The organism is Taklimakanibacter deserti (assembly GCA_003574785.1).
Genome location: QORU01000012.1, coordinates 262,886 through 276,687, shown reverse-complemented (window position 1 = coordinate 276,687; position 13,802 = coordinate 262,886). Strand labels below are relative to the sequence as shown.

Genomic DNA, 13,802 nt, shown 5'->3' with positions numbered 1-13,802 from the left:
CATGTAGACGCGTTCAGTACCCTGCTTCTCTCTGATGTCGGAAGGCCAGCACATACACCGTATCGTCGGCCGGCTCGTGGCGATACAGAGCGACATAACCTGACTCGCCAAAGCCTATCACCAGCTCGCGCAGCTCTGGCAGCTCAGGGAAAGGCCGGCCAATGTCCGGTGTCGTCTCCAGGAGCAGTAGGTGCCGCTCGATGGTTGCGGCCGCACGGTTGGCAGCTTGCGGAGTACGGGCCGCCAAGAAGTCACGGCAGCGTCTCAATCCCCGCAACGCGCCTTCGGTGACGACTACTCGTGGCACTCAGGTGCCGCCTGTTCATCCTCAGTGCCCCACGATTTCAACCAATCACGCACCTCGCGGCCCGACAAGTGCCGACCCGTTTCCTGATAGGCAGCCCAGGATGCCAAAGCCTCCTGCTTGAAGCTTTCACGCGCCTCTTCACGCGCAACATATTGCTCGATTGCTTCCCGCATGATCCAATGTGGGGAGCGCCGTCGCGAAGCCGCCAGCTGCTGGATGCGGGACTTCAGGTCGTCGTCAATCTTGATCGATGTTGCCATTTGCGACTCGCAATATCACTAGGTATTACCTTTTGATATTAACCTATGTTGGCTGCCTTGTCCACCGTCGACACCCATTCAGCACTCTCAATTCAATCGCTCTGAAGGCCCGCTTTGCGCAAGCCTTCGGCGAGACTTGCAATGTCCTCGGCGCGCCGAAGAGGGAACATGTCGGTGAGCCAGGAGATATGCAGGTCGGGTTCGAGCTGCAGCAGCCGGTCAAGGGCACGGCGAGCGATCGATGCATGCCCACAATGAGCAGCACTCGCGGCCAGGAGGCTGTTCGCCAGGGCGTAGTTCGGCTGGTTCTCCACGGCCATCGTCGCCGACGACATCGCCTGGTCGTATCGGCCGGCGACGAAATGCGCGCCGGCCGTCGCCGCGTGCATGTTGTACATATTCGGATCCTGCGGGCTCAAACGCATGGCGCGCGAAAGATGATCAATCGCCGTAGCACTGTCGCCGAGCCAGACCTTGACCCAGCCGCTGAAAAACCAGGCCGAGGCGAGGTTGGGATTGAGCGTCAGGGCTCGGTTGATCAACGAGTCGCCACTGTCGAGATCCCCGATCGTATAGGCGAGCGCAATGCCGGCCATGGTGAGGGTCACGGCGTCGTCCTTGCCCAGCATGGCTGCGCGTCTCGCCAGGCGCTCCACCTCATCGCCCTCATCGGCTCTTGTCTGCGGCCAGCCGAACGCCTTGCGTTGAGCATAGGCGCGCGCCGCCATGCCAAAAGCGGAAGCGAAATTCGGATCGATATCGATCGCGCGATAGAACTGGATGAGGGCCTCTCTACTACCCTCTTCAGTCAATTGATAAAATGCCGCCATGCCGCGCATGTGGCACTGATAGGCGTCAAGGCTGTCCGTCGGCTTCCCCTTGGCGCGCTCGATTTCGGCTTCCTCCAGCTTGGGCGAAATGGCGCCCACGACGCGCATGGTGACCTGATCCTGCAAGTCAAAGATGTCCGCGAGCGCGCCCTCGAAGCGGTCAGCCCAGATCTGAATGCCGGTCGAGGCATCGATGAGCTGTCCATTTATGCGCATGCGGCTGCCCGACTTGCGCACGCTGCCCTCGAGCACATAGCGGACGCCGAGCTCGCGACCGACCTGCTTCACATCGACCATCCGCCCCTTATAGGCAAAGCTCGAATTGCGCGCGATGACGAACAGCCATTTGATCCGCGACAACGCCGTTATGATCTCCTCGACGATGCCATCGGCAAAATAATCCTGCTCTGGTTCTCCGCTCAGATTCTCGAACGCCAGAACGGCAATGGAAGGCTTGTCCGGCAGCAGTAACGGCTGAGCTTGCGGCCTGATCCTTGCGCCGTCGCGCAGGACATAGGCCCGCACCGGGCGGGCAATATTCTTGAGGTGACATTCGCCGAGATCTTCGGCCGCCAGATTGATCTTTCCGCCCACGGCTTCGTGCACATTGGCGGCTATGCAGACGCCGCCCGGCGGCGACAAAGCCTCGAGGCGTGTCGCGATATTGACGCCATCGCCATAAATGTCCGAGCCGTCTTCGACGACATCCCCCAGGCTGATGCCGATCCGCAACAGGATGCGCTTCTCTTCGGTGAGCGGGCCGCTCGCTTCGGCCATGCGTGCCTGGATGGCAAGGGCGCAGGCGACCGCATTGACGGCGCTGGCAAATTCGACCAGCACGCCGTCGCCCATGGTCTTCACCAGCCGGCCGGAATGTGATTCGATCAGCGGCTCGAGTGTTTGTGCCCGCAAGTCCCTGAGGGCCGCGAGAGCTTGCGCCTCGTCGGCCTCCATGAGGCGCGAATAGCCGACGACATCGCCGACGAGGATAGCGGCAAGACGGCGAACCGGTCGCGTTTCAGCCATAGGGCACCCGGGCGAGTTTACCCCGATACTAGCGCGTGATCGGGAAAAGTGGATAACTGTTTCGATCACGCCTCGGCCGATGCCGTTCCGGCGAAACGGCGCGTATTCTCCGCAACCCATTCCGGCGACAGCTTGGCGAAAAGCACGGGCGGCGCCTTGACCTCTTTGTTCGCTTCAATCGCCACGAGCGCGGTTTGGGCAGAGGGCCATCCGAGCGCGGCAGAAGAAAGCCCCAGAGCCGACAGGATGCGGGCGGCGGTCGCCGGGATGAAAGGTTCCGCCACGATCGCCGCGAGAGCCACCAGATTGATCCCGGTCCTGGTGACGATCGCGGCGCGCGCGGGATCGTCACCATAGGCTGTCCATGGCGCCTCGGCGGCGAGGTAGTTGTTGGCCAGGCGCCAGATGGCCCGCACGTCCTCGGCGGATTTGCGCAATTCGACCGCAGCATGATGCGCGCGCAAGGAGGTGAGCCGCTGCTCGATCTCGCGCGTCAAGCGCTGCTCCGCTTCGGCGGGCGCACCGCCCTCCGGCACCCGGCCGCCATAGCGCGAGCTTACGAACTTCAGGACGCGATTGACGAGATTGCCTAGCGTATCGGCCAGATCGTGATTCACATCGACGGCGAAGCGGGCAAAGCTGAAATCGGTGTCGCCGCTTTCCGGCGCATTGGCCGCAAGCCACCAGCGCCAATAATCGGCCGGCAAGAGGTCGAGCGCCTGATCCAGAAAAACCCCGCGCCTGGCGCTGGTCGAGAATTTCCCGCCCTCGTAAGTGAGCCAGTTCACCCCCTTGATGAGATCGGCGGTCTTCCACTTCTCTCCCGACCCGAGCAAGGTCGAGGGAAAGCTCACGGTGTGGAACGGCACATTGTCCTTGCCGAGAAACTGGATGTAGTCGACTTCTTCCCCCGCAAGCCACCAGGATCGCCAGTCGCGCAGCGCAGGATCGAGGTCCGCCCATTCCTGTGCCGCGGCAATATAGGCGATGGGCGCGTCGAACCAGACATAGAAGACCTTGCCCTCGAAACCCGGCTTCGGCACCGGCACGCCCCAGGCAAGATCGCGCGTGATGCAGCGATCGGCGATGCCCTCGGCGATCCATTTGCGCGCGATCGAGGTCACGAGCCGCGGCCAGCCCTTGCGGCTGTCGATCCACGCCGCAAGCTCCTCCACCAGCGCCGATTGCCTGAGGTACAGATGCCGGCTCGGGCGCCGCTCGAGATCAGCACTTCCCGACAAGGCCGATCTGGGACTCAAGAGATCGGTCGGATCCAAAGGCCGCGTGCAGCTCTCGCATTGATCGCCGCGCGCCCGCTCGGAACGGCAGAAGGGACAGGTGCCGATGACATAGCGGTCGGGAAGGAAACGCGCATCGGCAGGCGAATAGATCTGCTCGACGATGCGTTCCTCGACCAGGCCGCGCGCTTCGAGCCGCAGGAAGAAATGTTGTGTCAGCGCGTGGTTCTGGACCGAGGACGAGCGGCCGAAATGATCGAAAGACAGATGAAGGCGCTGATAGATGCCGGCCTGGAGCTCATGTTGCGCGCGGCAGAACTCCCTAATGTCGATGCCGGCTCGCGCGGCCGCGAGTTCGGCCGGCGTTCCATGTTCGTCGGTGGCGCAGATGAACAATGTCTCGTCGCCGATCTGGCGGCGAAAGCGGGCATGAATGTCGGCCGGCAGAAGCGAGCCCGCGAAATTGCCGAGATGCTTGATGCCGTTGATGTAGGGAAGCGCGCTGGTGATCAGTGCCTTGGCCATGGTGGCCTCCGGGTTCTTCGAATGGCGCGTCGAAATCCGGTTCAAGCCAATAAAAAAGCCCTCCGCAGGACGGAAGGGCTTGATTTCGACGCTCACAAGCGCGGCATGACGCGCTCAACCCTTGCCGCTAGTCTCCTGCTGGCAGGGCCCACGCATTCGTATCGTCGGGCGAAGGTCGAACATGCCTGCCTTTGTGCCTGGGAAAACAGGCGAACGCAAGGCGATGACGGCCCTCTCCCGGATCAGCCGTTCGACACCCGGCGGTGGCGGCGGTCCTGCAGCGGCTGATAGGCGAGCCGAGCGTGATATTCGCAATAGGGCGAGCCGTCACGCGGCTTGTGTCCGCAGAAGCAGAAATCCTCGGCCCCCGGATCGCCGATCGGCCATTTGCAGGTTTTGTCCGAGAGATGGAGGATGGTCACCCGCCCGTCCTTGGGGAGATCGACCAGCCGCAAGGGCTGGGGCTCGGGCACCGGCAAGGGGCGGGGCTGCGCCTCGGCGCGGTAGGACGGCTTGAGCGCCGTCGCTCCGGTGGTGGGCAGATGAATGGACGGCGTGGTCCGGCCGCCCGGGTGGCTGGGCTCCCTTGTGCGGCGCGGCCGCGGCACGGAGCTTCTGGGCTGGGGCGCCCTTCCCGAGAGGTTGAGGCGGTGGACCTTGCCGATGACGGCGTTGCGCGTGACACCGTTGCCGAGGCGTCCGGCGATCTGGCTGGCGCTCAGGCCCTCCGTCCATAGTCGCTTCAAGAGCTCCACCCGCTCATCCGTCCAGGACATCTTATCGCCTCCGTGGCTGGCCCCAATTTCGCTGTTCACGCTCGAATCCCTCACACTTCGCTGGACCCGCATGTCCAGCGTTCTTTGCCCAAAACTGACTAGATGAACGCTACATCTCGTAGCTTGATGGCCTAACCATACAATATACCGTGACTCACCATCAAGAATCCGGCACTCACTTTAAGAGGTTTTCCCCAACTCTCTTCCTGCTTCGCGCTAGCGCGCTTCGCAGGACCGCCTTTGCCCTCCGAAGCTTCAGCGAAGGAGGGACGGTTAAGGAAAACCTAACAGGCGGGCGAATCAGGGGTCCATGCGACGGTTTGACTCAGGTGGAGCCTATCCGACCTTTCGCCGGGGGCCCGCGTGATTGACCCCTAGGGAGGGAACACATATAAGCAGGGCTCAAGGCCGCCAGTCGTGGCGGCATTTTCATTTGGACTGGGCCCATGAACACTTCCGTGCTCCCGACCTATAAGCGCGCGCCTCTCGCCTTCGACCACGGCAAGGGCCTGCGTCTCTATACGGAGGACGGTAAGGAATATCTCGATTTCGGCGCCGGCGTCGCCGTCACCAGCCTGGGCCACGCCCATCCGCATCTGGTCAAGGCGCTGACGGAGCAGGCCGCGAAGGTCTGGCACACGTCCAACCTCTATGTGATCCCGGGCCAGGAGAAGCTCGCCAAGCGCCTGACGGAAGCGACCTTCGCGGACACCGTCTTCTTCACCAATTCCGGCGCCGAGGCGCTCGAATGCACGATCAAGATGGCGCGCAAATTTCATGCCGCCAAAGGCCATCCGGAGCGCTACCGCATCATCACCTTCGAGGGCGCCTTCCATGGCCGGACGCTGGCCACGATCGCCGCCGGCGGCCAGCCAAAATATATCGAAGGCTTCGGCCCCAAGGTCGACGGCTTCGACCAGGTTCCCTTCGATGACGAGAAGGCGCTTCTCGCCGCCATCACCGATGCCACCGCCGGCATCCTGATCGAGCCGATCCAGGGTGAAGGCGGCCTGCGCCCGGTGCCGCCGAAGAAGCTGAAGCGCCTACGCGAGATCTGCGACGAACACGGCCTGCTCCTGCTTCTCGATGAAGTACAATCGGGCGTCGGCCGCACGGGAAAATTCTTCGCCCATGAATGGGCGGGGGTCACGCCCGACATCATGGCGATCGCCAAGGGCATCGGCGGAGGCTTTCCGGTCGGCGCCTGCCTCGCCACCAGGGAAGCGGCACAAGGCATGACCGCCGGCACGCATGGCTCGACCTTCGGCGGCAATCCGCTCGCCATGGCCGTCGGCAATGCGGTGCTCGATGTCGTCCTCGCCGACGGCTTTCTCGACCGGGTGCGCCAGCGCGGCCTCAATTTCAAGCAGAAGCTCGCTGGGCTGAAGGACAGCCATCCCGACATCATCGAGGATGTCAGGGGCGACGGGCTGATGATGGGCATCAAGACGAAGGTGCCGAACACCGATTTCGTCGCTCACGCCCTCGATCAGCAGCTCCTCACCATCGCCGCGGGCGACAATGTGGTGCGCCTCCTGCCGCCGCTCATCGTGTCGGACGATGATCTCGCCGAAGCCGTGGCGAAGCTCGAGCGCACTTGCCAGTCCTTCAAAGTCAAGCGCGCTTAAGATTCTTCGCCATGGCTGACACCCCGCGGCATTTCCTCGATATTTCCGATTTGAGCCAGGCCGAATTGCGCCAGATCCTCGACCGGTCGCAGGCGATGAAGATCGCACGCAAGGGCTGGCCCAAAGGCCATGTCGAGGCGGATGCGCCGCTCAAAGGCAGGGTGCTGGCCATGATCTTCCAGCAGCCTTCGACGCGCACGCGCGTCTCCTTCGAGGTGGCAATGCGGCAGCTGGGCGGCGAGGTGCTCGTCATCTCGGCCAATGACATGCAGCTCGGCCGCGGCGAGACGGTCGCCGACACGGCGCAGGTGCTGTCGCGCTATGTCGATGCCATCATGATCCGCGCCAAGCGCCACGACCATCTGCTCGAGCTCGCCCAGCATGCGACCGTGCCGGTGATCAACGGGCTCACCAACAAATCGCATCCCTGCCAGGTCATGGCCGATATCATGACTTTCGAGGAACATCGGGGCTCGATCGACAAGCATGCCATCGCCTGGGTGGGCGACGGGAACAATGTCGCGACGTCCTGGATCCATGCGATGACCAAGCTCGGCGGCGAGTTGCGGCTCGGCTGTCCGACAGAGCTTTCGCCCGACGCCAGCGCGCTCGCCTGGGCCAAGGACAAGGGCGGCAAGGTCAAGGTCACGACCTCGGCCGAAGAAGCGGTCACCGATGCCTCCTGTGTCGTCGCCGATGTATGGGTGTCCATGCATGACACCGACGCCAAGGCCCGCCACAACATGCTGAAGCCCTACCAGGTGAATGCCGCGCTGATGAAGAAGGCCAGGCCCGATGCGCTGTTCATGCACTGCCTGCCGGCCCATCGCGGCGAGGAGGTAACGGCGGATGTCATGGATGGTCCGCAATCGGTAGTATTTGACGAAGCCGAGAACCGTCTCCATATCCAGAAAAGCATTCTGCTGCGGTGCCTCGGCGCAGAATGACGTCAAAATATCAAGCTAGCTTCAGGGCGAGCCCGTCTTGCCCTAGCGGAAACACGTGAATTCCATGACCGAACTGCCCGACAACATCGTTATGCCTTTTGAGATCAAGCCCTTGGGGGTGCGCGGACGGATCGTGCGCTTAGGCGGCGTGGTCGACGACATCCTGCACAAGCATGATTATCCGGGACCGGTTTCCGCTCTCCTTGCGGAAGCCGTGGCGCTCACCGCCATGCTCGGCGCCTCGCTCAAATTCGACGGCAAGTTCATCCTGCAGACGAACAGCGACGGGCCGGTCGACCTCCTGGTCGCCGATTTCTCATCGCCCAGCGGCATCCGGGGCTATGCCCGCTTCGATGCCGACATGGTGGCCAGGCTCGAGGCGCCGACGCCCCAGGCCTTGCTCGGCAAGGGCCATCTCGCCATGACCATCGACCAGGGCCAGGGCATGGAACGCTATCAGGGCATCGTGGCGCTGGGCGGCCTCACCCTCACCGAAGCGGCGCTCGGCTATTTCCAGCAGTCGGAGCAGATCCCGACGCGGCTGAAGCTCGCGGCGGGTGCGCTCGCCCAATGGGGCAAGCGCCAGGAATCGTGGCGGGCCGGCGCCATCATGGTGCAGCATCTGCCCAAGGACGGCGGCATCAGCCCCTTGCCGGTCCATTCAGGCGATGCGCCGGAAGGCCATGAGGAGAAGATCGTCGAGGACGATCATTGGGTGAAGGCGCGACTGTTGCTCGACACGGTCGAGGACCATGAGCTGCTCGATCCGACGCTGACGCCGGAACAACTGCTCTATCGGCTTTATCATGAAGACGGTGTGACGGTTTACCGGCCGGTCAAGCTCGAGCGCCATTGCAGCTGCTCGCGCGACAAGATCGGCGACCTGTTGAAGAGCTTCTCTGACGACGACCGCGCGGCGATGAAGGCCGACGGCGTGATCGATGTGACCTGCGAATTCTGCTCTACACACTACCGCTTCGCGCCGGAGGAAGTGGAGCCTGAGGCGCAGGCGCAGACGCAGTAGGATTGCGGCCGGCGCGGGCGCGCTCGATCGTGTCGTAATCGACGACCGTCTTGCCGACCGGCAGGAGCGAGGCGACCGCGAGCTTCAGATGCTGCACGGCGAAGGGTATGCCGATGATGGTGATGCCGAGCATGACCGCGGCGGTGATGTGCCAGACCGCGAGCCACCAGCCGCACAGCACGAACCAGACGATGTTGCCGATGAGGCCGAGCGTGCCGGTGCCGAGATCGTCCTGGCCGGTCAGATCCTTGCGTGAAACCACGTCGCGCCCGAACGGCCAGAAGGAAAACATCGCCAGCGTGAAGCAGGAGCGCACAAACGGGATGCCGATGATGGAAATCGCCATCAGCACGGTCGCCAAGAGCCAGCCCAGGCCGGAGAGAAATCCGCCCAGGATGAACCACAGTATGTTCAGCAACAGGGTCATGCCTGCCTCACGTCAATAATCGGCCGAAATATGGGGATGATGAAGGGCTGGTGCAACTGAATTGCGCCCTCTCAACTTTTCCCCTCTCCCGTCCGCAGGATGGGAGAGGGGAAAATGGAGGAAGTGGGGCGAGGGTATTACGATGCGCAATGCCGGATGAGGCGTTTCATGAAGGTCTCGCATTTTTCCATCTCGGAGATGGCGATGAACTCGTCGGGCTTGTGGGCCTGCTCGATCGAGCCCGGACCGCAAATGATCGTGGGGATGCCGCTCTCCTGGAAGAGCCCGGCCTCGGTGCAATAGGACACGGCCTCGCTGCCATTGGCCTCGGCGAGATGCAGCGCCAGATGCTCGGCGGGCGAATCCGGCTCGGGCCGCAAACCCGGCACGGCATTGGTGCGCTCGGTCCTGATGCCGGTCGTTTCCGCCACCGCCTTCATTGCGGGCTCGAGCGTGCGCGCGAAACGGTTGAACTTCTCCGGCACCTCGTCGGGATCGCTTCCCGGCAAGAGCCGCGTCTCCCATTTGAACGAACAGCGGCGCGGGATGATGTTCTTGGCGGTGCCGCCTTCGATGAGCCCGACATGCACCGTCGTGTAAGGCGGGGTGAAGCGGCCCGAAGGATCGCCCCTGTCGCGCATCTCGGCGGCGAGGCGGCCGATCTCGGTCAGGAGCTCGCCCGCCACCAGGATCGAATTGACGCCGATATGGGTGCAACTCGAATGCGCTTCATGGCCCAACACCTCGGTCGAGAACGTATGGGCGCCCTTATGCGCGTTCACCACCTTCATCAGCGTGGGCTCGCCGACGATGACCGCCTTGGGCCGGGGCAGATGCTGCTTCATGTAGGCGACGAGCGGGCGCACGCCGACGCAGCCCACCTCCTCATCGCAAGAGAGCGCCAGATGGATCGGCGCCTTGAGCTTCGCCGCCTTGAAATCCGGCACCAGCGCTAGAGCGGTGGCGAGGAAGCCCTTCATGTCGCAGGTGCCGCGGCCATAGAGCTTGTCGTCCTTCTCGACGAGCTCGAACGGATCGGTCGACCAGTCCTGGCCGTCGACGGGCACGACGTCGGTATGGCCCGAGAGCACGATGCCGCCCGCGATGTCGGGACCGATGGTGGCATAGAGGTTGGTCTTCCTGCCCGCCTCGAAATCGACCCTCAGGCTCTTGATGCCCCAATCGGCGAGATAGGACTCGACGAATTCGATGAGCGGGATGTTGCCGTCGCGGCTCGTGGTGTTGAAGGCGACGAGGCGGGCCAGCATGTCGCGCGGCGTTAAACGTTGTGCAGTCATGAGGTCAGTTGATCAGCCGGTGGGATTGCGGGGAATCGAGCGAGAAGGCGGGAATGTCGACATCGAAGCGTTCGCCGCTCGACGTCTCCATCTGATAGGTTCCGACCATGAAGCCCGAGGGCGTCGACAGCGGAACGGCGGAGGTATATTCGAAGCTCTTGCCGGGCGCCAGGGTCGGCTGCTCGCCGACCACGCCTTCGCCTCTCACTTCCTGCAGCTTGCCGCGGTCATCGGTGATCCGCCAATGGCGCGAGCGCAAGGTGACGATCTCCGTGCCCAGATTGGCGATGGCGATCGTATAGGCCCAGACGAAATGGTCATCTTCCGGGCGCGACTGGCTCTGCAGATATTTCGGCCGCACGACGACACGGATATTGCGGGTTACGCTTTCATACATGGCGACAGTTTAGACGATGTCTTCGGGTTTTCCACTGGCCTCAGATAACGCTTGCCTAAAGCCGCCAAAACCCCTCAATAACGCCATGCCGCAGCCGCAACGTAAGCCCACCGCTGCCCAACTGCCCCGGGGAATCCTGCCCGCGCGGGCGCTTCTCGATTTTTGCGACAAGGGCTTCATCGACCCCGGCCGGCCCCTGGCGGAGGGCCAGATCCAGCCGGCAAGCCTCGATCTGAGGCTCGGCGAATGGGCCTATCGGGTCAGGGCGTCCTTCCTGCCCGGTCCCGGCATCACCGTCGCCGAGCGCCTGGAGAAGCTGCAGCTGCACAAATTCTCCCTCGCCCAGGGAGCGGTCTTCGAGGCGGGCTGCGTCTATATCGTGCCGCTTCTCGAGTCCCTGAAGCTGCCGCAAGGCATCTCGGCCGCGGCGAACCCTAAGAGCTCGACCGGACGGCTCGACATCTTCACCCGCGTCATCGCCGATGAGGCGCGCGAATTCGACAAGATCCCGGAAGCCTATGACGGCCCGCTCTATGCCGAGATCTCGCCCCGGAGCTTCTCCATCCTGGCGCGCACCGGCTCCAGGCTCTCGCAGATCCGCTTCCGCTCAGGCCCGCCGCTCGCCTCCGATGAGATCATCGCCATGCTGCATGAGAGCGAGGCCCTGATCTCGAGCGAGACAGCCAATATCGACAACGGCATCGCGCTCTCGGTCGATCTCTCGGGCCAGCCCCACGGCCAGCCCGTCGGCTTCCGCGCCAAAAGGCATTCGGGCCTCATCGATGTCGACAAGGTGGGGGCACTCGACGTCGGCGATTACTGGGAGCCGATCTGGCAGAAGGGCTCTTTGATCCTCGATCCCGACCAGTTCTATATCCTCGCCTCCAAGGAGGCGGTCAGGGTGCCGCCGACGCATGCCGCCGAGATGGTGCCGTTCAACCCGCTGGTCGGCGAGTTCCGCGTGCATTATGCCGGCTTCTTCGATCCGGGCTTCGGCCACCAGTCGGGGGGCGGCGAGGGAGCGCGCGCGGTGCTGGAAGTGCGCTCGCATGAAGTGCCCTTCATCCTGGAGGACGGGCAGATTATCGGCAGGCTCATCTACGAGCCGCTGACGGAAGCGCCGGACCAGGTCTACGGCCAGGGCATCGGCTCGAACTACCAGCGCCAGGGCCTGAAGCTCTCCAAGCACTTCAAGCCGTTCGTGCCTTAGGCACCGCGTTCATCAGGCTGTCACGGCAGCGCGTCAATGAATCCGGGCTGATACCGGCGAGACGAGGCTGCACAGGCCCCACGCTACGACTGCGATTGCCAATTTTTCCGGCCATAAGTCAGCTCCAGGGGAGTCGCGATGCGGTCGTTTCACCTCGTGATGATCAAACCGTCGCACTATGACGACGATGGCTATCCGATCCAATGGATCCGTTCGGAAATCCCTGCGAACACGCTGGCGGCCGTCAACGGTCTTGCTCTTGACTGCCGCCGCCGGCAGGTTCTCGGCCCAGACGTCGATCTCCGCCTCGTTACCCTCGATGAAACCAATACACGCATCAAGCCCAAGGCAATCATTCGCAAGATTCGCAGACAAAGCGGGCAGGCTCTCGTCGCTTTGATCGGTGTGCAATCCAACCAGTTCAACCGCGCGATCGATCTGGCGAGACCCTTTCTCAAAGAAGGGCTAGCGGTCGCCATCGGCGGCTTTCATGTGTCGGGATGTCTTGCCATGCTGCCCGAGCTGCCCGCCGAAATCCGCCAAGCGCAGGACATGGGGATTTCGATCTTCGCCGGAGAGGCGGAGGATGGCGCGCTCGATGAACTGCTGCGCGATGCTCATGCCGGTTCGCTCAAGCCCCTCTACAACCATATGAAGCACTTGCCGGCGCTCGAAGGTCAGCCCGTGCCGATCCTCCCGGCGGAAGCCGTGCGGCGCACGCGCGGGCATTTTTCAAGCTTCGATCTTGGCCGCGGCTGTCCCTTTCAATGCTCGTTCTGCACGATCATCAACGTCCAGGGCCGCAAGAGCCGATTCCGTACCCCCGACGACCTCGAAAGGATCATTCGCGACAATGCCCGCCAGGGCATCCACTGTTTCTTCATCACCGATGACAATTTCGCCCGCAATAGAGAGTGGGAACCGCTCTTCGATCGTCTCATCTCGCTGCGCGAGGGGGAGGGCCTCAAGATCAAGCTCATCATCCAGGTCGACACGCTGTGCCATCGGATTCCGCGCTTCATAGAGAAGGCGTGCCGTGCCGGGGTGACCCGGGTCTTCATCGGGCTCGAGAACATCAATCCCGATAATCTGTTGGCCGCCAAAAAACGCCAGAACAAGATCACCGATTACCGGCTCATGCTTCAGGCATGGCGAGCTCATGGCGCCACGACCTATGCCGGATATATTCTGGGCTTCCCCAATGATACGCGGGAATCGATTCTGCGCGACGTCGAAATCATCAAGCGCGAATTGCCGATCGATCTTTTGGAGTTCAACTTTCTGACACCGCTGCCAGGCTCGGAGGATCACAAGAACCTGCTTGGCGATGGCCGGTGGATGGACCCGGATCTCAACAAATATGACCTTCATCATCGGGTGACCCATCATGAGAAGATGTCGGATGCCGAATGGGACCAGGTCTATCGTGAAGCCTGGGCTTCCTATTATACCCCGGAACATCTCGAGACGGTGATCCGGCGCGCGGCTTGCGTCCCCAAGGGGCGGCCCGGAGGGAAAATGCGCGTCATGATGTGGTTTTCCCTCATGTTCCAGATCGAGGGGCTGCACCCTCTGGAAGGGGGCTTCTTTCGACGAAAGTATCGCATCGACCGGCGCCCAAGCCTGCCGCTCGAGAGCCCTTTCGTCTTCTATCCCAAATATGCCGCCGAGATCATCGCGAAAGCCTATCGCTATCTCATGATGGTCCGTAAAGCCAACCGCATTTATCGGCGCGTGATGCGCGATCCAAACCGCGCTGTATATACCGATACCGCGATCATGCCTCCGGCGGCGGATGACTTCGAGACGCTCGCGATGTTCACTGAGACATCAGGCGGCGAGGCAGCCGTCGCGAAAAAGCTCCGGGCAGAAGATTTGCGCGCAAGGTTCGAGGCCGCGGAATAGCTAG

General features: G+C 62.6%; 13 protein-coding genes. 5 read left to right on the top strand and 8 right to left on the bottom strand.

Features of this window, described 5'->3' with window-relative positions; translation table 11 throughout:
- Positions 1-13: 13 nt before the first annotated feature.
- The 5 genes from DS839_RS25135 to DS839_RS25115 form a co-directional block, all read right to left on the bottom strand.
- Positions 14-307: a type II toxin-antitoxin system RelE/ParE family toxin gene (locus DS839_RS25135; RefSeq protein ID WP_119273221.1), complete on the bottom strand. Its 294-nt coding sequence runs from the start codon at positions 305-307 to the stop codon at positions 14-16.
- Positions 295-567 carry a CopG family ribbon-helix-helix protein gene (locus tag DS839_RS25130; RefSeq protein WP_119273220.1) on the bottom strand — a complete coding sequence of 91 codons (273 nt, stop codon included), beginning with the start codon at positions 565-567 and terminating at the stop codon, positions 295-297. Before DS839_RS25130 ends, DS839_RS25135 begins: the two co-directional genes overlap by 13 nt.
- Positions 568-659: 92 nt before the next feature.
- On the bottom strand, positions 660-2,423 hold the full coding sequence (locus tag DS839_RS25125; protein WP_119273219.1) for an adenylate/guanylate cyclase domain-containing protein: 1,764 nt from the start codon (positions 2,421-2,423) through the stop codon (positions 660-662).
- Positions 2,424-2,488: 65 nt separating this feature from the next.
- Complete coding sequence (gene metG / locus DS839_RS25120; RefSeq protein ID WP_119273278.1) at positions 2,489-4,186, bottom strand: methionine--tRNA ligase; 1,698 nt, start codon at positions 4,184-4,186, stop codon at positions 2,489-2,491.
- A 242-nt stretch (positions 4,187-4,428) separates the two neighbouring features.
- Positions 4,429-4,962 carry a GcrA family cell cycle regulator gene (locus tag DS839_RS25115; protein WP_119273218.1) on the bottom strand — a complete coding sequence of 178 codons (534 nt, stop codon included), beginning with the start codon at positions 4,960-4,962 and terminating at the stop codon, positions 4,429-4,431.
- A 446-nt stretch (positions 4,963-5,408) separates the two neighbouring features.
- Between DS839_RS25115 and DS839_RS25110 the strand changes: the two genes are divergently transcribed.
- From DS839_RS25110 to DS839_RS25100, 3 genes are all read left to right on the top strand, one after another.
- On the top strand, positions 5,409-6,590 hold the full coding sequence (locus DS839_RS25110) for an aspartate aminotransferase family protein (RefSeq protein ID WP_119273217.1): 1,182 nt from the start codon (positions 5,409-5,411) through the stop codon (positions 6,588-6,590).
- 11 nt (positions 6,591-6,601) lie between these two features.
- Entirely contained in the window at positions 6,602-7,537 is a 936-nt protein-coding gene (gene argF, locus DS839_RS25105) for an ornithine carbamoyltransferase (RefSeq protein ID WP_119273216.1), read from the top strand.
- Between the two features lie 64 nt (positions 7,538-7,601).
- On the top strand, positions 7,602-8,561 hold the full coding sequence (locus DS839_RS25100; RefSeq protein WP_119273215.1) for an Hsp33 family molecular chaperone: 960 nt from the start codon (positions 7,602-7,604) through the stop codon (positions 8,559-8,561).
- Here DS839_RS25100 and DS839_RS25095 read toward each other — a convergent pair.
- The 3 genes from DS839_RS25095 to apaG all read right to left on the bottom strand — a co-directional run bounded on the left by DS839_RS25095 (position 8,500) and on the right by apaG (position 10,683).
- Positions 8,500-8,988 (bottom strand): YccF domain-containing protein, encoded by a 489-nt coding sequence (locus DS839_RS25095; RefSeq protein WP_119273214.1) that lies wholly within the window; start codon positions 8,986-8,988, stop codon positions 8,500-8,502. The two genes, DS839_RS25100 and DS839_RS25095, sit on opposite strands and share 62 nt — an antisense overlap.
- Positions 8,989-9,125: 137 nt before the next feature.
- Entirely contained in the window at positions 9,126-10,286 is a 1,161-nt protein-coding gene (argE, locus tag DS839_RS25090; RefSeq protein WP_119273213.1) for an acetylornithine deacetylase, read from the bottom strand.
- A gap of 4 nt (positions 10,287-10,290) precedes the next feature.
- Positions 10,291-10,683: a Co2+/Mg2+ efflux facilitator ApaG/CorD gene (gene apaG / locus DS839_RS25085; protein ID WP_119273212.1), complete on the bottom strand. Its 393-nt coding sequence runs from the start codon at positions 10,681-10,683 to the stop codon at positions 10,291-10,293.
- A gap of 85 nt (positions 10,684-10,768) precedes the next feature.
- Here apaG and DS839_RS25080 point away from each other — a divergent pair, with 85 nt between their 5' ends.
- Together DS839_RS25080 and DS839_RS25075 are read left to right on the top strand one after the other, a co-directional pair.
- Positions 10,769-11,893 carry a 2'-deoxycytidine 5'-triphosphate deaminase gene (locus tag DS839_RS25080; RefSeq protein ID WP_119273211.1) on the top strand — a complete coding sequence of 375 codons (1,125 nt, stop codon included), beginning with the start codon at positions 10,769-10,771 and terminating at the stop codon, positions 11,891-11,893.
- A gap of 138 nt (positions 11,894-12,031) precedes the next feature.
- Positions 12,032-13,798: a B12-binding domain-containing radical SAM protein gene (locus tag DS839_RS25075; protein ID WP_368911901.1), complete on the top strand. Its 1,767-nt coding sequence runs from the start codon at positions 12,032-12,034 to the stop codon at positions 13,796-13,798.
- The last annotated feature ends 4 nt before the right edge of the window (positions 13,799-13,802 follow it).

Excerpts from the sequence above, each read along its gene's own strand:
- DS839_RS25130 (WP_119273220.1), bottom strand. The coding sequence starts at position 567 with ATGGCAACATCGATCAAGATTGACGACGACCTGAAGTCCCGCATCCAG.
- DS839_RS25125 (WP_119273219.1), bottom strand. The coding sequence starts at position 2,423 with ATGGCTGAAACGCGACCGGTTCGCCGTCTTGCCGCTATCCTCGTCGGC.
- metG (WP_119273278.1), bottom strand. The coding sequence starts at position 4,186 with ATGGCCAAGGCACTGATCACCAGCGCGCTTCCCTACATCAACGGCATC.
- DS839_RS25115 (WP_119273218.1), bottom strand. The coding sequence starts at position 4,962 with ATGTCCTGGACGGATGAGCGGGTGGAGCTCTTGAAGCGACTATGGACG.
- DS839_RS25110 (WP_119273217.1), top strand. The coding sequence starts at position 5,409 with ATGAACACTTCCGTGCTCCCGACCTATAAGCGCGCGCCTCTCGCCTTC.
- argF (WP_119273216.1), top strand. The coding sequence starts at position 6,602 with ATGGCTGACACCCCGCGGCATTTCCTCGATATTTCCGATTTGAGCCAG.
- DS839_RS25100 (WP_119273215.1), top strand. The coding sequence starts at position 7,602 with ATGACCGAACTGCCCGACAACATCGTTATGCCTTTTGAGATCAAGCCC.
- DS839_RS25095 (WP_119273214.1), bottom strand. The coding sequence starts at position 8,988 with ATGACCCTGTTGCTGAACATACTGTGGTTCATCCTGGGCGGATTTCTC.
- argE (WP_119273213.1), bottom strand. The coding sequence starts at position 10,286 with ATGACTGCACAACGTTTAACGCCGCGCGACATGCTGGCCCGCCTCGTC.
- apaG (WP_119273212.1), bottom strand. The coding sequence starts at position 10,683 with ATGTATGAAAGCGTAACCCGCAATATCCGTGTCGTCGTGCGGCCGAAA.
- DS839_RS25080 (WP_119273211.1), top strand. The coding sequence starts at position 10,769 with ATGCCGCAGCCGCAACGTAAGCCCACCGCTGCCCAACTGCCCCGGGGA.
- DS839_RS25075 (WP_368911901.1), top strand. The coding sequence starts at position 12,032 with ATGCGGTCGTTTCACCTCGTGATGATCAAACCGTCGCACTATGACGAC.